Raw genomic sequence first — 19,216 nt, forward strand, 5'->3', positions numbered from 1 at the left:
CCCGGCGCACCGTGACGGGGGCGACACGGTGCGCCGGGGAGATCATTTGCCGAAGTCGTTATGGGCTCGACCGTTGTGGACGAGAGACGACTGCCAAGCCAGCGTCGCGGCGAGCGCAATCGCATCCGGCTGTCGTATGTACCGCACAACCCCGGCCTTCACCATGTCGAGGGTGATGATCCGGCGCAGTTCAGCTGTCCACCGCACTTTGCCGGTCGAGTCGCGGTCATAGCCGATGTCCCAGCCGGGATAGGTGTTGCACAGCACCGACAGCTGGCGAGCCGTCCAGTCCAGTACGGGCGCCTCCTGCGTCACCACCAGGCTTATGTCCGGGTCAACGACTTCAAGGGTTGTGTACGGCTCGGCGTTCCTCATCGGCTAGAAGTCACTTCCTCGAATGGCCTTTTCCTGTTGCTTGCCGCATGCGTGAGTTTCTGCTTCTTCGCGGCGTCAGCATTCGGTGATGCCATAGTGGTGACAGGCAACTGGGCGTCGCCAGAGTGTCGGCGTGGCGCAGGTCAACGCGCCACGGAATCCGAGGACACAGTGGGCGTACCATCGCAGTCAGACGCATCCGTGTGGCCCCTCTTTGGGGCCCTCCTGCGCCTAGAACGCGAACGCACCGGTATGGGTTTGCGCGCGGTCGCGGCGGCCATCCCAGTGGACTACTCCCAGCTGGGAAAATGGGAACGAGGTGTCCATCGGCCACCCATTGACGCCATCCAGAAGATCGACACCACACTCAACACAAACGGGCGATTGGCGAATCTCTATGCCGTAATGTCGGAACTAGTCGAATTGCGGGCATGCAACGTCAAACCAAACCTCTCGATCAGTAGCGGGGAAATGGACGAGATACGCAGACAGCTCCTCAGCGGGCTCGCGGCGCTCGGCGCAGCCGGGCCCGCGGCCAACATCCTCGGCGCCCTCGACAACCTCCGTACTTTCGTCGACGATCGCCTCGGCTCCTCGCAGCTCAGCGAGTGGGAAGAGCTCGCCTGGGAATACGCCCTCATCGTGCGAGAACGCGTCGACATCATCACTGACCTGTCCCAAGACCTCCTTGCCCTGCAGCGCCTGACGCTTGGCGCCCCCTCGCACGAGGTGCGGGCTTGGGAGGTCGTCAACGCCCGCATGGCCATGCTCCTGGCGTTCGCGCTCGGCAACGTCGGTAACGAGCGCGAGTCGCGCCAATGGTGGGCGAGCGCCCGTCGAGCGGCGGCCCGCGTTGATGAGCCCGAACTGCTGGGCGCGATCAACGCCATCGAGGCGGTCCAGGCGCTGTACGAACAACGCCCCCTGCCGCTGGTGAGCACCAGGATTGATGCCGCTCTGCACGCGGTACAGGATCGGCCATGCCGAGCCGCCGCCAGCGCGTACGGCGCCCGCGCCCACGTGCTCGCGCTGCTCGGCGACCGCGTCGGCGCGGAGACCGCACTCGCGCAGCAGGCGCGCGTCTTCGAGCAGTTGCCCGCCGACGTGACGCAGGATCGGACCTCGGTGTACGGCTGGCCAGTGGAGCGGATGCAGCACACCAGATCCCTCGTGTACACGCTCCTCGGCCACCAGGCTGCCCCGGCGGCGCAGGAGGAAGCCCTGGCCGCATATCCGGGCGTATCTGGATCTGCCGCGCATGCTCGGCAGATGGCACAGATACGACTCCATCAGGCGATCACCGTGATCCGCCGCGGCGCCATCTCGGACGGCATCGAGCAGGCTCAGGACGTGCTCACCGCGCTCCCTCCCGGTCGCACACGCTACTTGCGGCACCTCGCCGGGACGGTTCTGGAGGCGGTGCCTGCCGTCGAGCGGACGAGGCCGCCAGCGATGGAATACCGCGCCTACCTGCAGTTGCCGCCGAGTGAGAGGGCGTGAGTGGTGGGATTCGCGTTCCGGCACATGGTCGGGGAGAAGGCCGAGGCCGTCCTGGGCGAGCCATACGTGAGTATCTACCTGGCGATCCGGGCAGAACCGCCATACAACTCGGGACCGAACTACTCGCCCGAGCGCTTCCGTGAACGCACGGGCAAGCAGGTAAAGCTGCCCGGCTTCGAACTGGTGGCCGCCGAGCTTGACGGCGAACCGGTCGGGTTCGCGTTCGGGTTCACCATGGCGGCTGGCCGCTGGTGGGGCGGCGAGGCCACGCCACCTCCCCAGGGCGCTCTAGATGCGCCGAAGCTCGCCGTGGTCGAGCTGGATCTCCTGCCAGAGCACCGTGGGCTCGGTGTCGGCAAGCAGCTGCTGGTGGAGCTCCTCGACACCCGCGATGAGTCATGCGCGACACTGCTGTCCCGGCCGGACACGCCAGCGCACGCGATGTACCAGCGGTGGGGGTGGCAGATCGTCGGCACCGTCCGGTCCGCACCGGATGCGGTCGTCACCGACGCGATGGTGATCGACCTCTCGCGGCGATCAGCAGGGCTGTGAATGAGTCCATCGGGGAGCCCTACCGGGTTAAGTTCCGAAGTTACGGGGTTACGTTCTTAACCGGGCTAGCCAGCAGCTCGCTCAGCCCTCAATGTTGCAGCCTGAATGAACCCCATGCCCGCTACGAGAGTGCTTCCTCAATGATGTCTAGGACTTCCCTTTCACTACCCGCGATCTTCACTCGCCGAACGTCTGACATCGCCACCGGACAGGAAGCCTTGACCATCTCTAAGGCGCGGGCGAACCCCCGATCCTCGGTTAGGAATACATCGCAATCTAGTAGGTATGCGGCGAGTTGATCATCGCGGAGATCGCTCTGCTTGACCTTACCCATCATTTGAGCAGTAGCGGTTGCCCAACGAATCCAGGTGCGGGGCACATTCGACGCATCGACCTCGAAAAGCCAGAACCGGGTGAAGTCAGCCCAGTCTCCCGTAACGCGTTGAGGCCAGAGGTACGGAAAGATCCAGTCAGCGTAAGTTGTGTCCTCACCCCTAGCTTGGCGAATCTCTGCGGCAGCCAATCCTGCACGAAACAGGTCGCGACCTTCGAGGCGCCAGGGCTCGACAGGACGGTGGTCATCCCATCCGCGCAGATACTCGGCAGGGGCTTCCCTGCTCGGAGTAGCCAGCATGCCGCCAAGTGGTCCAGCAATAAAGCCCTGTGCGACGCGTTCATCTCTGTTGCGCTTGTGGACCTCAAACGCTAGGCGCTCCTGCCTCTCCTCTGACGGGACGTTCGATTCCCGCAGTTGCACGTATCTGACTGGGTCGTTTGCAACGGCGCGCCATATATTCCTGGTCCAAAAAGCTCGTAGGCTTGCTGGTTCGCCTGGCAGCGGCATCTGCCGAACCCATGCGGGACGGAGTCGCTTGGCCTCCGCGACGAATTCGCCGCATATCATATCGATCTCCGTTCGCATCCGCACCCAGCACCTTGAGGTTAAAGCTGAGACGTTGGCGACAAGTCTGTCTAGGTCGGGATCTCGAAGGACTTCGAGCAAGGTAGCAGGGGGTGTGAACACATTCCATCCGCGAGCCACAGACAGACGCTCAAAAGCTTCCTTGCTGCCTGACAACGCGACAGCCTTCCAAACGTTGGTGTCCATGATCAATCGCATGGTGTCACACCTCATCGAGCTAAGTATCGGACCCTCAACGCCGTCCGTCTTTGGACACGAGGAATTTCAGTGTAAGAGGCGTACGTAGCGCCTCTCGGAGGTCCGCGGTGAGTGGCCAACTGCGTGACAACGGCGATGGTTGATCACAGACGCCGGCGGACGCTAGCGGACGATCGAACGCAGGCTACGAGGCACCCCAACGGTAATTGAGTTTACGTTCGATTTGGGTTCGGGACGAAGAGGTTGTGGGTTCAAATCCCGCCACCCCGACCCAGTTACGTAGCTGCCCCGACGGGATCCGGCCAGACCGACCGCTTTGGCGAAGTCGGGCCAGGCGGCCAGCGTACGTTTGCGCTGATCGGCAGTGGCAGGACGGTCACTGATCGCGGCCGCGGTCGACGACCATGCTGGTGCTGTCGGTTATGGTGGCGGCATGGGTTGCTTCGCCGCTATGAACATCCGCGCCGCCGCTTAGCGGCGGTATCGCGGTTGCCGTAAACCGCGGCCTCATTGCCTGCCCCGCTGGGGTCAGTGCCAGGGCGTACCGCCGGATCAGTGTCCCGCCGGCAGCCCGATCGCGTGTCTCGCTGTGCTGCCGGATCGTCCCGCGTGATCCGGAGAGAAAATCCATGTCGCAGCAGTTCCGTCCAACGCACCAAGATCCTTTCCCTCGTACGTCCGAGGCATCCCTCGCCGTCGCCGACAAGCCGGCCGCAGCCACCGCGAAAGCGGAGCCGAACCATGACGGGCGGCCCGAACCCGCCAAGCTGCTCCTGATGGTCGGGCTCCCCGGCGCCGGAAAGACCACCCGCGCCGAAGAACTCGCCGCGGCGCACCGCGCGCTGCGACTGACCCCGGACGAGTGGATGATCTCCCTGTTCGACGGGTCGCAGCCCGACGGCAAGCGCGACATGCTGGAGGGACGGCTCATCGCACTAGCCCTGCGAGCGCTGCGACTGGGCACCAACGTCGTGCTCGACTTCGGGCTCTGGAGCCGCGACGAACGGTCGGCACTGCGCTGGCTGGCAACATCGGCCGGGGCATCCTGCCAAGTCATCTACCTGCCCATCGACAAGGACGTCCAACGCGCCCGGATCGCACACCGCCAGGCAACCGCACCGCACACGACATTTCCGATGAGCGAGGCGGACATCGACAAATGGCGGAAGCAGTTCCAGGCACCAGATGCCGGCGAACTCGGCGGCGGCGACATCCCCGGCCCGCCACCGGGGTGGCTGGGCTGGCCGGAGTGGGCCGCGGACCGATGGCCCTCGCTCGCACACGGCAACGCCTCCTAGCCGCGGAAACGACATTGGCCGGCGGCCGAGTGACCGAGTGACGGATCCGGGATCGCCGTCACCTAGCAGGGGTGGACGCGCGACCTCTGGGCCACCAGTTGAGCGGTCCGGCCAGGCGCATGAGGCTCGGCACCAGCACCGCCCTGATCACGGTCGCGTCCACCAGCACGGCCACCGCCATGCCGACGCCCAGCATCTGCACGAACATCACCTGCGCGGTGGCGTAGGCGGCGAAGGTGAGCGCCAGGATGCCGCCGGCCGCGGTGATCAGCGGAGCGCCCCGCTGCAGGCCGGCGGCCACCGCCTGCTCGGTGTCGCCGGTCCTGTCGTACTCCTCGTTGATCCGCGACAGCAGGAACACCTCGTAGTCCATCGACAGGCCGTAGGCCACACAGAGCATGAGGATGGGGATGCTGGGGTCGAGCGTGCCCGTCGGGGTGAAGCCGAGGAGACCCGACAGGTTGCCGTCCTGGAAGATCCAGACGATGGCGCCGAACATGACGCCGAGGCTGAGGACGTTCAGCAGGGTCGCCTTGATCGGGATGATCAGGCTGCGCGTCATGAGGAACAGGACCACGAATGTCACGCCCAGCATGAGCGCGAGCACCAGCGGCAGCCGGTCCACCACCGAGGCCCGGTAGTCGGACAGCTCGGCGGGATAGCCGCCGACCAGCACCTCGAAGGGCGGCGGCACCGCGCGTACGGCCTGGACGAGCCGCACGGGGTCGTCGGCCAGGGCCGCGGCCGACGGGACCACCGACAGCCACGTGCCCTCGCCCTGGAACCTGGACGGGTCCCCGTCGCCCACCTGCCGCCCGCCGGCGAAAGACCCGGCGGCGGAGTCCACCTGGGCCACGCCGGGCAGCCGGGACAGGCTCGTCGCGTACGCCGTGACGTCCGCCGTCACCGCCTCGCGCGAGACCAGCTGGATGGCGTCGGTCTCCTCGGCGGGGAACGACTGACGCACGACCTCCTGCGTCTGCCGGGAGGACGCCTCCAGGGGCAGGATGCGGTCGTCGGCCACGCCGAAGCGCAGGCCCAGGAAGGGCGAGGCCAGCACCAGCAGCAGTACGGTCGCCAGGCCGCCGAACACCAGCGGCCGGCGCATCACGCGGGTGGCCAGCCCGTGCCAGAACCCCGTCGCCCGCTCCGGCCGCTCCCGTCTGGGCAGCATCGTGCCGCCGATGGAGGCGAGTACGGCGGGCAGCACCAGCACGGCCGCGACCAGGCCGCCGATGACGACGGCGATGCCCGAGTACGCGAAGGAGCGCAGGAAGTCGAACGGCAACGCGAACAGCACGGCCAGCGACGTGGCCACAGTCAGGCCGCTGAACAGCACGGTCCGGCCGGCGTGCTCGACCGCCCCCGCGACTGCCGCCGCCCGGTCCTTGCCGCCCCGCGTCTCCTCGCGGAAGCGGTGGATCACGAAGAGACAGTAGTCGATGCCGAGGCCGAGCCCCATGGCCAGCGTGAGATTCAGGGCGAACGTCGAAATTTCGGTAAACGTCAGGACGCCACGGAGCAGCGCGAGCCCGATCATCATCGCGAACAGGCCGGCCAGGATCGGCACCAGGGCCGCCATCGCGCGCCGCTGGTAGAGCCAGAGCAGCACGAACGCCAGCGGGAAGATGACCAGCTCGGCCCGGACGAAGTCCTGCCTGGCCAGCGGCACGGTCTCACGGAAGACCTCCTCCCCTCCCCCGGCCCGCACCCCCAGCAGGTCCGTGCCTCGGGTGATCTCGGGGACGAGCCTGGGCAGCACCTGTGTCCGCACATGGTCGGCGTCCCCCGGGATGCGGACCACGATGAGCGCGTGCCTGCCATCCTCGCTGCGCATCGTGGCGGGTCTGCCGCGGGTCCAGTACGAGTCCGCCTCGGCGACGTCGGCCTCGTCCCCGATCCGGGCGGTCAGCTCCCTGCCCGCGGCCTCGACCGCCGGATCGTCCACCGTCCCGCTCTTGGCGGTCACCAGGAAGATCATGTCGGGGTTGCCGGTGTCGAACCGCTCGACCAGCTCGGCCTGCGCCCGGTCGGACTCCGAGCCCGGGGCCTCGAACCTGGCCAGCGACAGCCGGGGCACCGCGCCCGCGGCGAGCACTCCGGCCGCGATCAGGCCGAGCAGGGCCAGCGTCAGGACGAGCCGGCGGCGGCGTACCAGAAAGTAGCCGAGCCTGCGCAGCGGCGGCTCCGCGGTGGCCGCGTGGACGGGGCGGAGCCGCGTGCCGACCGTCATCGCGTGAGTCCCAGGGCGGTTCGCATGGGGTCTCCGATCAAAACTCGGTAAACTACTCGTGTTTGCTGTCTCGAACCAGAAATACAAGTAAATGCTCGCATTTGTCAACGAGGTGCCGCATGGTTGAACGCACGGTCCGCCGACAGGCGAGGGGTCTGAAGCGCATGGCGGAGATCCTCGACGCCGCCGAACTGGTGATCGCCGAGGTCGGATACCCGGACATGACGACGAACCAGGTCGCCGCGCGGGCGGGGATGTCACCGGGCTCGCTCTATCAGTTCTTCCGCAACAAGGAGGAGATCCTGGACGGGCTGGTGTCCCGCTACACCGACGACCGCCAGGAGTTCTGGGCCGTCAAGCTGGCCGAGGTCACCCCGGACGTCCCGCTGGAGGTGCTGGTAGGGCAGCTCGTGGACGAGAGCGTGCGGTTCAAGAGCCACTCACCGGCGTACTGGTCGCTGCTCTACGGCTCGGCCACGGGCGACAGGTTCGCCGCGGCCTCGCAACGGCTGCACGAGGACATCGCCGGGCAGATCGCGGGCATGCTGCGCCGCCTGCGGCCGGGACTGTCCGAGCACCGGGCCCTGCTCATGGGCACGATGGTGTTGTCGATGGTGAAGGCGGTGATGCCTATGATCACCACCGAGTCGCCCGAGCGCAGCGCCGAGCTCGTGGACGAGCTCAAGCACATGCTCGTGAGCTACCTGAGCTAAGGGCCGTTTCCTGAGTTCTGTGACTACTCGACGGATCCTCAACAAATCCTCAACACCTGTAAACCTACATTTCCGGACATGAGATCCGTAGGAAAGATCGCCACACTGGCCGTGGCGACCGCGCTCACCTCCGGCGTGCTGGTCTCCTCAGCGCACGCCACCAGCGCCACCGAAGGCGCCACCAAGGCCTCGACCGCTCTGTGGCCCTGCGTCGTCCAGGCGAAGTGGGCGGTCAAGGTGCACAAGCGCAAGAGCCTCAGCTCCAGCTACCGGGTGGCCAAGAAGGGCACCAAGTTCCACGGCTACTGCTGGGACAACAAGCCCACCTGGAAGTGGACCGAAGTCTGGAACCTGGGCGGCGGGGGACACGGGTACGTCTGGCACACCGGGCTCAAGATGGTCCGCTAGGCCGAATCGCGCAGAGCAGCCCGCGACTGCCCGCCGGACGGGCCTGATCAGGCGTACTCGACTTATTGCCCAGAAGTGGAAGAAGCAGATGATCAATAGCTCTGAATCAGGCAGTCGCATGGCCACCTCACACGCCTTGGAAGATCACCTGGCGGAATGGTCGCTGCGGACCGGGATCACCGTGGAGATATGGGCTCTGCCGGAACAACCCCTTCCCGCCCTCATCACCGAGATCGTCCATGGCACGATCCGTGACATTCTGCAGGAAGTGGAACGGCAGGCACGGGCCCGTACCGTCTCCATCGCCCTCACCGTGGCTCCCGGGGGGCTGCGCTTGACCGTCAGCGATCACGGCCTCGGCACGTCGGCCAAGGCGTATGAGGCCAGCCTGAGCGGCAGACGGGTCAAGCTCGCGGGAATAGGCGGCCGCCTCACCGTCAATGGCGTACCAGGAAATGGCACCACGGTGAGCGCCACAGTACCCCGAAGGGCCTTCGGCTAGTTTTGCGCCGGCGCGTCCGTCGCAATCCAAGGTCGTGGAAACAGCAAGGCTCTACTAGCTAGGGGCACATCGTGAATGGTTCGATGCCAGGCAGGTGGCGGGACCATTCACTGGCGGTGAGCGTACGACCGGCGCGCACGCACAGGGTCGCGGCCACGTGCCGCTCGTCCACGTCGAACACACGGATCGTGCCGTCGGGGGCGGCGGTGTGGAGTTTCGTGCCGTCCGCGGAGAATGCCACCCACCCGCCATCGGCGCCGTCCGCCGCCTGCTTGCCGTCGAAGACGACGCCCAGCGGTCGCCGGCTCGGCACGTCCCAGAGACGTACACGCAAGCCCTTCTCGTACGTCGCGATCGTGCGCCCATCAGGCGACCAGGCCAGCATGGTGACCTCGCTGCCCGGCACCGCGGGGAACTCGGCGATTCTGGTCCTGACGTCGCCGTCCCACAGAGTGAGCCGGCCGGGCCCGGAGAAGGCCACCTGCCGGCCGTCCGGGCTGAAGGCGAAGGCGCCGGCGAGCTGCCCGGTGCCCTGTTCGGGAGGCCGGGTGGCGCCCTTCTCCGGATCGATGAGCTGGAGCGGGTTTCCGGTAACCAGCAGCCGTCCGTCGGGGCGGAAGGCGAGGTCTTTCGCGCCCGTCCCGGTCTCCGCTCGTCGAGATCCGCGTTCGAGGTCCCACAGTTCGACGCGACCGTGCTCCCCGTAACGCGACACGGCCAGCGTGCGTCCGTCCGGACTGAACGCCAGCGCTTGGGCGCCCTGCTCGACGCCGCCCCCCAGCTTGAGCCGGGCCGACACCTTAGACCCGGTCAGATCGACGATGTGGACCGTGTCGTCGGCGGCCAGGGCGAGCCGGCGGCCGTCGGGACTGAAGGCGGTCGCGCCGCCACCGCCCGACCGGCTGATCAGTTTCAGCAAAGCGCGGCCCGTCGCCGTGTCCCTGGCCTCTATCCGGTCCCCCCAGATCGCGGCCAGCACGCGCGTGGAAGGGGCCAGCCGTACGTTCCCGCTCTCGCTGCCGCCGCCGATCGGCCGGTCGAACAGCATCGAGACGTCCTCGGTGTGAACGGCGCCATGTTCGTCCAGATAGCGGACGGCCCGGTCGGCGAGGTCGAAGCGGAGCCCGCCGACGAAGGCGGGCAGGGCCTGGCTGTACACCGTGTCAAAGAAGCCGGGCATGGCCTGGCTGTATCCCGGGCCATAGGTGGAGCGCCGCTGAAAAGTCAGCTGCTCCCGGCCGCCCCAGTTCGCGATGAAAGCATCGCCGAAGACGAAACCGGCCTCCGGCCCCACCCCGCCCCCCGGGCCCGCCCCGCCCTCCTGGCCCATCACCCCCTCACCGGACGGCACCTCGAACATACGGATCCTGCTCGTCTCTCTCGAATTCACCAGCTCCGTGGTCATCATCATCTTGCCGTCGTCGCTGAAGGTGGTCTGGTTAATGACGCCCTTGTCCCGCTCGGGCGCGATCGGCGTCCTCTTGCCCCGGCGCAGGTCCCACAACTCCGCGTTATAGCCCTTCACCACGTAGCCGAAGCGGCCGTCGCGGCTGATCGCGTTGAGCGCGGCTCCCGAGGGAGCGGTGAGCCGCTTACGCTTGGCGACGTCCCACCATTCGGGCAGCGCCTTCGCTCCCCAGGGGATGGCGAGGTAGCGCCCGGAGCCGTCGAAGCTCAATGTGCCGCCGCCCGATCGCCTGCCTTGACGGGCGATGGGGGCGCCAAGCGGTCTTCCGGTGCGCGTGTCCCACAGTCGTACCCCCTCCTGGTCGAGGAGGGCCAGGGTGCGCCCATCGGGGGCGAGCGCGGCTTGTAACACCTCCGCGCTCACCCCGGACAGCACGCCGATCCGCCGTTGGCCGGTGACATCCCAGATCCTGGCCGTCCCGCCGTCCACGGACACGAGCACGCGCCCGTCCTGGCTGAGGTTCTGCACGGTCGCGGCCGTGTAGTCGGGGTCGAGGAAGACGGAGGTCGCGGTCTGAGAGAGCGAGTCGTAGAGCGCGCCGCGGGTCTCGGGCAGCTCCGGACTCAACCGCCAGCCGGCCACGCTCAGCAGCTTCGCGACCTGAGGATCGCTCTGCCGCAGGTCGGCGGCTCGCAGCGCGAGCTCCCGCGCCAGCGCGTCGTCGCGCTGACGGCTCGACTCCCTGCGCAGGTACTCTGCGGTGCCGAGCCCGCCGAGCGCGACCACGAGCAGTACGGCCAGGGCCGCCGCGACCAGACGGCGTCTCCTCGCCCTCGTACGGGCCAGGCTCACCGCCTCGTCGAGGAACTCGCGTTCGCGCCGTCCCAGCGTGAGGTCCTTGTGCGCGGTGGCGGCCCACTGCAGCGTCCGGTCGAGTGCCGAGCCGTGCAGCAGGTCGACCGGTCTTCTGCCGTGCTCGTTCCACAGCGCGGCCGCCTCGGCGAGTCGCCGGTGGACGGGCAGCCCTTCGCGGTTGCCCGCCACCCAATCGCGCAGCCGGGGCCAGGCGTGCAGGAGCCCGGGGGCGGCCAGTTCGTACGCGGCACCGGACCGGGTGACCAGGCCCGCGGCGCCGAACACGGTGAGCATCGCGTCCACGGCCTGCGAGTCCGGCAGCTCGTCCCTGCCGACGGGCCGGAGTTCGTCACCGTCGATCATCCGCAGGAACACCTCGGGCGCGGTCACACGCTCGGCCTCGGTCAGCTCACCGTAGAGCTCCTCCGCGATCGCGCCCAGATCGGGCTCGGACCGTCCGGTCAGGGCACCAGCCTGCGTAAGGCCGCGTTCGAGCAGGTCATCGCCGCGGCCGAGCGGCGCCTCACCGCCATGGCCCAGCAGCCGCAGCAGCACCTTCCCAGCGGCCGGCCGCTCCGTGGGATCGCGGGCAAGCGCTGCGGCCACCAGCGCATCCAGGGGTTCAGGCAGGCCGTACACGTCCGGCTCGAACTCCATCACCCGCCCAATGACGGCGGCCGGATCCCCCTCCTCGATCACGTCCTTGCCCCGGGCCGCGAACAGCACCACCATCGCCCACGCCCACAGGTCGGCCGCCTCGCTCGCGCCCCGCCCCGAGAACACCTCCGGCGGCATGTATCCAGGCGTGCCCATGATCGGCCCGCTCGTCGTCGGCCCCACCTCACGGGCCACGCCGAAATCGATCAGGCGCGGTCCGTCCGGCCCCATGATGATGTTGTCCGGCTTGAGATCGCGATGCACGATCCCGCCCTGGTGGATGGCGGTCAGCGCGGTCGCCACCCCGATCGCCAGCCGGCGCAGCGCGTCCTTCTCGTACGGCCCCGACTCCGCCACCACCCGCCGCAGGCTCGGCCCTGGCACGAACTCGCTGACGATGTAAAGCGGCGCCGAATCGACCTGTGCCTCGATCACCTTGGCGGTGCAGAACGAGGCCACCTGCTGGGCCGCCGCCGCCTCCTTCGCGAGTCTGGTGCGCGATTCGGCGCTGTCGTACCTGGGGACCTTGATCGCGACCCGCTCTCCCGCCTCCCCGTAGCCCTCGTAGACGACGCCTTGGCCGCCCGCGCCCAGCCGGCCGGCCAGCCAGTAACGCCCCAAACGCCGCGGGTCGGATGGGGTGAGAGGAGCTATTGAGCGTGCCATTTCGGGAAACTCCGGATGGGCTGAAGGTCAAGGACATCAACCGGGTGCTGAACACCGGCGTGGAGCCCAAGCACGCTGGTGAGCGTACGCGGGGTCGGCCAGGGCGCGACAAGTCATGCGGCGAGCATGTCGAGCGGTCCGCCGACCAGCACCAAGGCGAACGCCACCCAGCGGAACAGATGCAACGGCCGGGTGCGATGCAGGAGCGCGCCGAGAAGCATCTCGAAAGCGCCCCTCACAGCCCACCACGCTGCCTTGGCGAGCAGCCAGCTCCAGCCGCCCTTCAAGAACCGTTGCCGATCGTCAGGCACGTGTTCCGCCAGGAACGCGGCGATCCGCAGAGAAATGTGATCATGCTGTCCGGCGCACAGATCTTCATGTGCGCCGTCGCACGGATTGTCGTCGCCTCCCGCGTGGACGCGGGGCAGCTCTGCGATGACGCTCCGATGGAACGCCTGGTACTCCTCAAGCGAGCAGCCCAGCGCGCGGGGGACGTAGCCCGGACTATCGCGCACAGGCAACACATGGGCGGTAACGCCCCACTGATCAGTGGCTATTCCGTACGTGAAATGGTTGCGGACATTCGTGTTGAGGCGGGCCACGCCGGCCTGAGACAGCCTGAGCCGGGCACGGTCGAGAGCGTCGGTAGCGCGAACCTTCAATTCGCCGCCCCGCCTCCGCAGCTTTTCGGGGTCGAGAAGGTCCAACACGATAGACAGCGCGGCGAAGTACAACATGACTTTCCCGACACGGCCCCACACCAGCATGGGCCACCCCCACACCACCATGCCCGTGGTCGAACGGCCGTCGAGCCACGTGGCGATGACGTCAACCAGTTCGTTCACGGGCTGCTCCTACGCGTGAGGTCACTTGGCGTGTGGATAGGCGACCATGGTGTTCGTGGAGTCTTCCCAGAACAGACCGTATCCGGAGTAGTCGCCGAAGGGAGCCACGACGTAGTTGCCGAGCTGGACCTGGCCTGTGGCGAGGTCGATGGTGACCCGCGGGTCGGCCTGGTCGGCAGTCGAGGCGCCGATGCCGAAGGCGACGCCGTCATCGGTCACAGCGGTCAGGTGGACCGGCTTGTCGCGGTCGGTCTCCTCGAAGCAGTGGCCGGTGCCTTTGTCCAAGTCGAAGACCGTGTGGCCGCGGATGAGATAGCGGCCGTCGGCAGACAGGGAGGCCCCCTTGGAGTCGTCGGCCGTCACGCCCTGATCCGGCGCGCAGTCGACCTTGGCGCGAGCCTTTCCCGTGGCGGGGTCCAGGACGGCCCACGTGTCGTTGGGCACGCCTTCATCGCGCCACTGCGCGACGAGGGAGTCCTTGACCGGGGCGATGAAGAGCTTGTGGTCGCTGTCGGTGGTGAGAGTTCCGCCTGACCAGGCTCCCGGCACCCAGTAGTGGCGGCGGGGCTGGGTGTTGGTAGCCAGCAACGGCCCGCGAGGGGTGACGGCTACGGCCTTGGTCGAGGCGAAACACAGCCTGCACTCGCTGGCTGGGGGTTTCATCTTCCTCAGGTCGTACGTCTTCGTCGCGCCGGTGGCCGGATCCACGGTCACCACCACGTCGTTGTCCAGTTGCACCAGCAGTCCGCCACCGCCGTTGACGACCGCACCCTCGCCGTCCAGTTCGAGATGGTGAGCCGGTTTGACGCCGTCTCCAGCGGCACGGGCCGGGAAGATGTCGATCGTCGTGACCTGCCGACCCTTGCTGACCACGTCCGCGCCCTGAAAGCCGGACGCGGAGGCGACCAGGTAGTCCATTCCCTGCACGGTGACCGAGAGCGCTGACATCAGGCCAGGGCCCTTCACCTCGCTCTTCCACAGACTTTGGCCGCTGGTCACATCGAGCACGGTGAAGGTGCCGTCGTTCTTGCCGCCCTGCCGGAAGACGGCGACCGCCCCGGAGTGCGGCAGGGTGAGCTGGTCCCCAGGCAGGTCCGACTCCCAGCCGCGGGAGGTGTCATAGAGGCTGGGCACCGACAGCTGTGTCTTCGGCGCGACACGCTCAGGGGAGGCGGACGATGACGGCGTCGGCGTGCCGGTCCGGGGACCGTGCGACTTTCCCGAGGCATCGCTTCCCGCACCTCCTCCGCAGGAGGTGAGAAGACCTGCGGCCACCACTGCCACGATTACGCGCCTGGGCCGATTCACGCGAATCCTCCTTGAAAACAGAACGTATCGGGCGCCAATAGATGGGCAGCCTTGAGGAAAAGGGTCGCCGCTGCTCTCGGCTTATCAGCCATTCGTCGGCCCCCTGTCCAATTTCGACCCGCTTCGCACAAAGGGCTTTGACGCCGTCATCTCATCAAGTCGCCGTATCCAGCATGCCAACCGTCTTGGTGCCGAATCGCATGTTGCCTCCCTTTGTCCTGTTGACCAGCTGGCGATCCACATCGTGCACCGAACGGTGTTGAGAACTTGTTGAGGATTCGTTGAGGGGACCGGCATGGGACGGGGCGCAGGCCGGCCCCGGGTCCAGCCGAGATACGGGTGGGTGGTCCGCCCTTGGCGTTGAGGAACAGGGCCCGGTTGTCGCTGGCGTGGGGCCAGTTGGGGCGTTCGGCCGGTGGAAGGTCACGTCCCGGAAGTCGCGGATACGGCCGGAAGCCGAAACCCTCAGTCTCCGCTGTCCCTGCCCCTCATCCACGCCTGACCTGCGGACGTGTGCGCCGCAGGAGGGGGACATCTCAGGGACGTGATGTCTATCGCTGTCCCTGATCCGCAGGACGCCGGCACCGGCCCGCAGTCCATTTTCAGAGTTCGATCTTAGGGGCAGGCGCGATCTGGCTACAGTGGCGACGGCCAGCAGCCAAATGCAGTTAAGGCTGGCCGAAAATCCAGAGGAGAACGGGAATGCGAAGAACCTGGCCACTGGCGCTGATGGCCCTCGCCACGGTTGTCATGGGCGGCGCGACGCCGGCGAGTGGCGACGCGGTCGATGCGACAACCGATTCGACGACGGCAACGGCAACGGCAGCGGTCTGCGGCAGCTCGTCGCTGAACGGCCCGACCACACCGCCCGCCGGCGCGGTCGTGGTCCCCAAGGGCGACAACAGCGGCGTGGACTTACGCAAGGCGAACACCACGTACTACTTCGAGACCGGCACGCACACGCTGGGCACCGACAAGTACTCCCAGATCATGCCCGGCAACGGCGCGACGTTCATCGGCGCGCCCGGCGCGGTACTGGACGGGCAGCGGCTGAATCTGTTCGCGTTCACTCAGCAGGCGACCGGCGTCACGATCCGGTACCTGACCATCACCGGGTTCGTCGCACCGAAGGATCAGGGTGTGGTCAACCACGACTCCGGCGACGGCTGGGTCGTCGAGCACAACACGATCCGCGACAACGCGGGCGCGGGGCTGATGGCCGGGGCCACGAACCAGATCCGTGGCAACTGCCTCAAAGACAACGGGCAGTACGGCCTGAACGCCTACAAGTCCGGCAACACCATCACCGGCCTGGTTGTGGCGGACAACGAGTTCACCGGCAACAACACCGAGGACTGGGAGCACCAGGAACCCGGGTGCGGATGTACCGGTGGCATGAAGTTCTGGGCGGTGAACGGCGCCGACGTGACCGGAAACTGGGTCCACGGCAACCACGGGCCGGGGGTCTGGGCGGACACCAACAACAACGACTTCCTCATCGAGGACAATCTCATCGAGCGCAACGAGTCGCTCGCGATCTTCTACGAGATCAGCTACAACGCCGTGATCCGGAACAACACCATTCGCGGCAACGCCTGGGCCTCCGGTGCCGAGCGGGCAGCGAAGGGCGACCCGTTCCCCGAAGCGGCGATCTACCTGTCCGAGGCGGATGGTGAGCCCCGCTTGAAGGCGCGGACCAGCAAGATCGAGATCACCGGCAACCGGCTCGAGAACAACTGGGGCGGGATCACCGCGTGGGCGAACGCCGACCGGTTCTGCAACAGCCCAGCCTCGACGACCGGCGACTGCACGCTGATCGTCGGGCCGACCAACACCTCACAGTGCTCGGCTCCCGCCATCGCCAGCGAGCCGCTCTACACCAACTGCCGTTGGTGGACGAAGAACGTCGACGTCCACCACAACACGTTCGCCTTCGACCCCAGCGCCGTCAACGGCGGCTGCCCGACGCAGTACTGCGGGCACATGGCCCTGCTGTCCAACTGGGGCACCTACCCAGACTGGTCCCCGTACAAGGGCGCCGTGATCCAGCAGTCGATCGTCCACGACTCGCACAACTCCTGGCACGACAACACCTACACAGGACCGTGGCAGTTCAGGGTCACCGACATGGGCAATCGCATCGTGCCCGGGCTGTGGGTCGGCCCCCAGTACGGCCAGGACGCCGGCAGCACGTTCGACGGCGGCACGCCCGCCCCGCCGGCGATCACCGAGCAGGACTTCGAGTCCGGCTCGACGACCTCGCCCTACGCCCCGTGGTACGGGGCCGGCGTGGCGCACCAGACCGGCGGCGCGCACGGTGGCACGGGCTCGCTGCAGATGACCAGCACTCAGTCGGGCGGCAGCGCGGTAGCGCTTGACAACTACCCCGGCTACAGCGGTGTGGTCGCCGGTACGAGCTACCACGTGTCGCTGTGGTATCGGGAGGCGGTGGCGACCATGCCCGCCGTCACGTGGAATGTACGCTGGCGCGACGAGTCCGGCACGGTGCTGCGTACCGACGCCATCTCCCTGGCCCAGAAGACCGCCTGGACCGAAGCGGCCGGCACGTTCACCCCGCCCGCGGGCACGACCCGCGTCGACTGGACCTTTGTCTGGAACGCGAGCACCGCCGGGCCCGCGTTCCAGATTGATGATGTGGCGATCCGTCCCGGGAATGCTTGAGCGAAAGACCCGGTGACGGCGCTTCGCCGACCTTCCTGACACGCTACGCGCGAAAGAGCGGCTGCGACGCGGAACCCCGTGTCGCAGCCGCTCTCATGAGATCATCACCTCCGCCGTTAGCGCTGCAGTGTCAGCACACCCGGCCGGTAGGGCAGGAGGCCGTAGTCGCCGCCCGAGCTGGGGGAACGTCCCTGGTAGAGCAGCTGCAGATTGCAGGGATCGACGGTCATGGTCTGATCGGGGTTGGTGCGGACCAGATCGCCGTGGCTGATGTCGTTGGTCCAGGTGGCGCCGCTGTTGGCCTTGCCGGCGAAGGGGTTGCCCTCGGTCGCGGCCTGCGGTGTCCACGTGCCGCCCAGGCTGGTGGCCGTGAACGAGCGGAAGTAGCGGCCCTGCGAGCCGATCGCCTCGACGAGCATGAGGTATCGGTTCTGGCCCTGGAGCTGGTAGACCTGAACGCCTTCGAACAGGTTGTTCGTCGAGTCGCTCATGATCGTCGTCGAGGTCGCGCCGAAACTGCCCGGGAAATTTCCGATGGGCATACTGGCCCGGTAGATCTTGCCGTTGTCCCCGGCGAAGAACAGGTACATGTTCGTGCTGTCACCGATGAGTGTCTGGTCGATGGGTCCTGTTCCGGAGCCGGAGATGCTGCCGGAGAAGAGCACCTGCTGCGCTGACCAGCCATTCGGATTGGTGGGGTCGCTGGAGGTCCGGTAGGAGAAGGCGGTCCCACCCCACTGGTAGGCGAGCACCCAGATGTTCTTCGGGGCGAAGTAGAAGAGCGTCGGCGCGACAGCGGAGACAGACATCGTGTTCTGGCCGGCCGAGGCCATGTCGGACCAGTTGGTGAAGAGGCCGAAGTTCATCGAACCCCACCTCGTCCCCGTGTCGTGCGTCGTCGCATAGACGAGATGCTTGCCGTTGTAGACGACGTTGGTGAAGTCCTTGAGCGAGACCCACCCCGACTTCGGGTTCGCCAGTTGGCCCGTCGATGTCCAGCGGTACGTCGATGGAAGAGCGCACGTGCCGGTCGGCGTCGGTGTGGGCGTCGGAGTCGGTGTGGGGGTGGGCGTGGGGGTGCCGGGGTCGCCGCAGGTCACGCCGTTCAGGGCGAACGACGTGGGCACGGGGTTGCTGCCGTTCCACGAGCCGTTGAACCCGAAGTTGGTGCTGCCGCCGGAGGGGATGGAGGCGTTGTAGGAGACGTTGGTGGCGGTCACCGACGAGCCGGACTGGGTCTGGGTGGCGTTCCAGATCTGGGTGATCTGCTGGCCGGCGCCGAAGGACCAGCTCAGCCGCCAACCGTCGACCGCGTCGCCGAGGTTGTTGATGGTGACGCTGGCCCCGAAGCCACCCTGCCAGCTCGAACTGATCGTGTAGTCGACCCGGCAGGCCACGGCGGCCTGGGCGGGCTGTGTGGTCAGCAGGCCGGCTCCGGCCAGCAGGACCGCGATGGCGCCGATCACCAGGCCGCGGCGCGAGACCCGCCGGGGCGGCGCCGCGGCCGTGACGGCGGAGGGGCGCGCCGGCCAGGGCAGACGCATCTGGATTCTCCTCATCATCATGTCCGGACTCCGTCAGGGGCTGGTGCAGGTGGCGGTCGGGGTAGCCGCGGTGCCGTTCGCGGTGAACCCGAAGGTCGTGGAGCCGCCGGCGGCGATGGAGCCGTTATAGGCGGCGTTGCGTACGGTGACGCTGGAGCCGGACACGCTCTGCTGGCCGTTCCACAGGCTGCTGATGCTCTGCCCGCCGGGCCAGGTCCACCGCACGGTCCATGCGCTGATCGCCGCGTCGCCCGCCTGGACGGTCACCGTCGACTGGAAGCCGCCCTGCCAGCTGTTGGTCGTCGTGATCGTCGCCGCGCACCCGTCCGGGACCGGTGTCGGTGTCGGAGTCGGCGTGGGCGTCGGGGTTGGTGTCGGAGTGGGGTCGGGGCCCGGCGAGGCGGCGTTCAGGGCGTTGAGGACCGCGTCGTAGGCGGGCTTCTTGTTGCCGCCGTTGAACAGCAGCGGGGTGTCACCGGACCGCCAGGAGTCCTGGTCGCGTACTCCCCACACCGTGATGCCGGCGCAACGGGCCACCGCCAGGCAGTCG

At 67.4% G+C, this 19,216-nt stretch carries 15 protein-coding genes; 7 read left to right on the forward strand and 8 right to left on the reverse strand.

Annotated elements, in window-relative coordinates:
- Positions 1-42: 42 nt before the first annotated feature.
- The gene (locus ACIBO2_RS48710) at positions 43-375 is read right to left on the reverse strand and encodes a hypothetical protein (RefSeq protein ID WP_358547165.1); all 333 of its coding nucleotides are present in this window, start codon (positions 373-375) and stop codon (positions 43-45) included.
- Positions 376-576: 201 nt separating this feature from the next.
- Here ACIBO2_RS48710 and ACIBO2_RS48715 point away from each other — a divergent pair, with 201 nt between their 5' ends.
- Both ACIBO2_RS48715 and ACIBO2_RS48720 read left to right on the forward strand, forming a co-directional pair.
- Positions 577-1,875: a helix-turn-helix transcriptional regulator gene (locus tag ACIBO2_RS48715; RefSeq protein ID WP_358547168.1), complete on the forward strand. Its 1,299-nt coding sequence runs from the start codon at positions 577-579 to the stop codon at positions 1,873-1,875.
- Positions 1,876-1,878: 3 nt separating this feature from the next.
- A complete protein-coding gene (locus tag ACIBO2_RS48720) occupies positions 1,879-2,427 on the forward strand; it encodes a GNAT family N-acetyltransferase (RefSeq protein ID WP_358547171.1) in 549 nt (182 codons plus the stop codon).
- Between the two features lie 121 nt (positions 2,428-2,548).
- Here ACIBO2_RS48720 and ACIBO2_RS48725 read toward each other — a convergent pair whose 3' ends face one another.
- Positions 2,549-3,535 (reverse strand): hypothetical protein, encoded by a 987-nt coding sequence (locus ACIBO2_RS48725; RefSeq protein WP_397304510.1) that lies wholly within the window; start codon positions 3,533-3,535, stop codon positions 2,549-2,551.
- A gap of 641 nt (positions 3,536-4,176) precedes the next feature.
- On the opposite strand from ACIBO2_RS48725, the gene ACIBO2_RS48730 reads away from it, so the two are divergent.
- Positions 4,177-4,845 (forward strand): AAA family ATPase, encoded by a 669-nt coding sequence (locus tag ACIBO2_RS48730; RefSeq protein WP_397304511.1) that lies wholly within the window; start codon positions 4,177-4,179, stop codon positions 4,843-4,845.
- 58 nt (positions 4,846-4,903) lie between these two features.
- Here the strand turns inward: ACIBO2_RS48730 and ACIBO2_RS48735 are convergent, their stop codons facing one another.
- Entirely contained in the window at positions 4,904-7,078 is a 2,175-nt protein-coding gene (locus ACIBO2_RS48735; RefSeq protein ID WP_397304512.1) for an MMPL family transporter, read from the reverse strand.
- A 119-nt stretch (positions 7,079-7,197) separates the two neighbouring features.
- Between ACIBO2_RS48735 and ACIBO2_RS48740 the strand changes: the two genes are divergently transcribed.
- From ACIBO2_RS48740 to ACIBO2_RS48750, 3 genes are all read left to right on the forward strand, one after another.
- The gene (locus tag ACIBO2_RS48740) at positions 7,198-7,791 is read left to right on the forward strand and encodes a TetR/AcrR family transcriptional regulator (RefSeq protein WP_397304513.1); all 594 of its coding nucleotides are present in this window, start codon (positions 7,198-7,200) and stop codon (positions 7,789-7,791) included.
- A gap of 78 nt (positions 7,792-7,869) precedes the next feature.
- On the forward strand, positions 7,870-8,199 hold the full coding sequence (locus ACIBO2_RS48745; protein WP_358547179.1) for a hypothetical protein: 330 nt from the start codon (positions 7,870-7,872) through the stop codon (positions 8,197-8,199).
- Between the two features lie 118 nt (positions 8,200-8,317).
- Positions 8,318-8,701, forward strand: coding sequence for a hypothetical protein (locus ACIBO2_RS48750; RefSeq protein WP_358547181.1), 384 nt, complete (start codon positions 8,318-8,320; stop codon positions 8,699-8,701).
- A gap of 58 nt (positions 8,702-8,759) precedes the next feature.
- Here the strand turns inward: ACIBO2_RS48750 and ACIBO2_RS48755 are convergent, their stop codons facing one another.
- From ACIBO2_RS48755 to ACIBO2_RS48765, 3 genes are all read right to left on the reverse strand, one after another.
- Positions 8,760-12,242, reverse strand: a complete 3,483-nt coding sequence (locus ACIBO2_RS48755) for a serine/threonine-protein kinase (protein ID WP_358547183.1) — start codon at positions 12,240-12,242, stop codon at positions 8,760-8,762.
- A 158-nt stretch (positions 12,243-12,400) separates the two neighbouring features.
- Entirely contained in the window at positions 12,401-13,132 is a 732-nt protein-coding gene (locus ACIBO2_RS48760; RefSeq protein WP_397304514.1) for a hypothetical protein, read from the reverse strand.
- 21 nt (positions 13,133-13,153) lie between these two features.
- Positions 13,154-14,266 (reverse strand): hypothetical protein, encoded by a 1,113-nt coding sequence (locus ACIBO2_RS48765; protein ID WP_358547188.1) that lies wholly within the window; start codon positions 14,264-14,266, stop codon positions 13,154-13,156.
- Between the two features lie 876 nt (positions 14,267-15,142).
- Here ACIBO2_RS48765 and ACIBO2_RS48770 point away from each other — a divergent pair.
- Complete coding sequence (locus ACIBO2_RS48770) at positions 15,143-17,122, forward strand: right-handed parallel beta-helix repeat-containing protein (RefSeq protein ID WP_358547191.1); 1,980 nt, start codon at positions 15,143-15,145, stop codon at positions 17,120-17,122.
- Positions 17,123-17,238: 116 nt separating this feature from the next.
- Here the strand turns inward: ACIBO2_RS48770 and ACIBO2_RS48775 are convergent, their stop codons facing one another.
- A complete protein-coding gene (locus tag ACIBO2_RS48775) occupies positions 17,239-18,666 on the reverse strand; it encodes a non-reducing end alpha-L-arabinofuranosidase family hydrolase (protein WP_397304515.1) in 1,428 nt (475 codons plus the stop codon).
- Between the two features lie 33 nt (positions 18,667-18,699).
- A partial coding sequence (locus tag ACIBO2_RS48780) for a cellulose binding domain-containing protein (protein WP_397304516.1) occupies positions 18,700-19,216 on the reverse strand: 517 nt, incomplete at its 5' end.

The sequence above is a fragment of the Nonomuraea sp. NPDC050022 genome (assembly GCF_044460705.1).
Lineage (GTDB): Bacteria > Actinomycetota > Actinomycetes > Streptosporangiales > Streptosporangiaceae > Nonomuraea.

What these genes read in the sequence shown, in the direction of transcription:
- ACIBO2_RS48735 (WP_397304512.1), bottom strand. Translation starts at nt 7,078, where the DNA reads ATGACGGTCGGCACGCGGCTCCGCCCCGTCCACGCGGCCACCGCGGAG.
- ACIBO2_RS48725 (WP_397304510.1), bottom strand. Translation starts at nt 3,535, where the DNA reads ATGGACACCAACGTTTGGAAGGCTGTCGCGTTGTCAGGCAGCAAGGAA.
- ACIBO2_RS48775 (WP_397304515.1), bottom strand. Translation starts at nt 18,666, where the DNA reads ATGCGTCTGCCCTGGCCGGCGCGCCCCTCCGCCGTCACGGCCGCGGCG.
- ACIBO2_RS48770 (WP_358547191.1), top strand. Translation starts at nt 15,143, where the DNA reads ATGCGAAGAACCTGGCCACTGGCGCTGATGGCCCTCGCCACGGTTGTC.
- ACIBO2_RS48730 (WP_397304511.1), top strand. Translation starts at nt 4,177, where the DNA reads ATGTCGCAGCAGTTCCGTCCAACGCACCAAGATCCTTTCCCTCGTACG.
- ACIBO2_RS48745 (WP_358547179.1), top strand. Translation starts at nt 7,870, where the DNA reads ATGAGATCCGTAGGAAAGATCGCCACACTGGCCGTGGCGACCGCGCTC.
- ACIBO2_RS48710 (WP_358547165.1), bottom strand. Translation starts at nt 375, where the DNA reads ATGAGGAACGCCGAGCCGTACACAACCCTTGAAGTCGTTGACCCGGAC.
- ACIBO2_RS48750 (WP_358547181.1), top strand. Translation starts at nt 8,318, where the DNA reads ATGGCCACCTCACACGCCTTGGAAGATCACCTGGCGGAATGGTCGCTG.
- ACIBO2_RS48740 (WP_397304513.1), top strand. Translation starts at nt 7,198, where the DNA reads ATGGTTGAACGCACGGTCCGCCGACAGGCGAGGGGTCTGAAGCGCATG.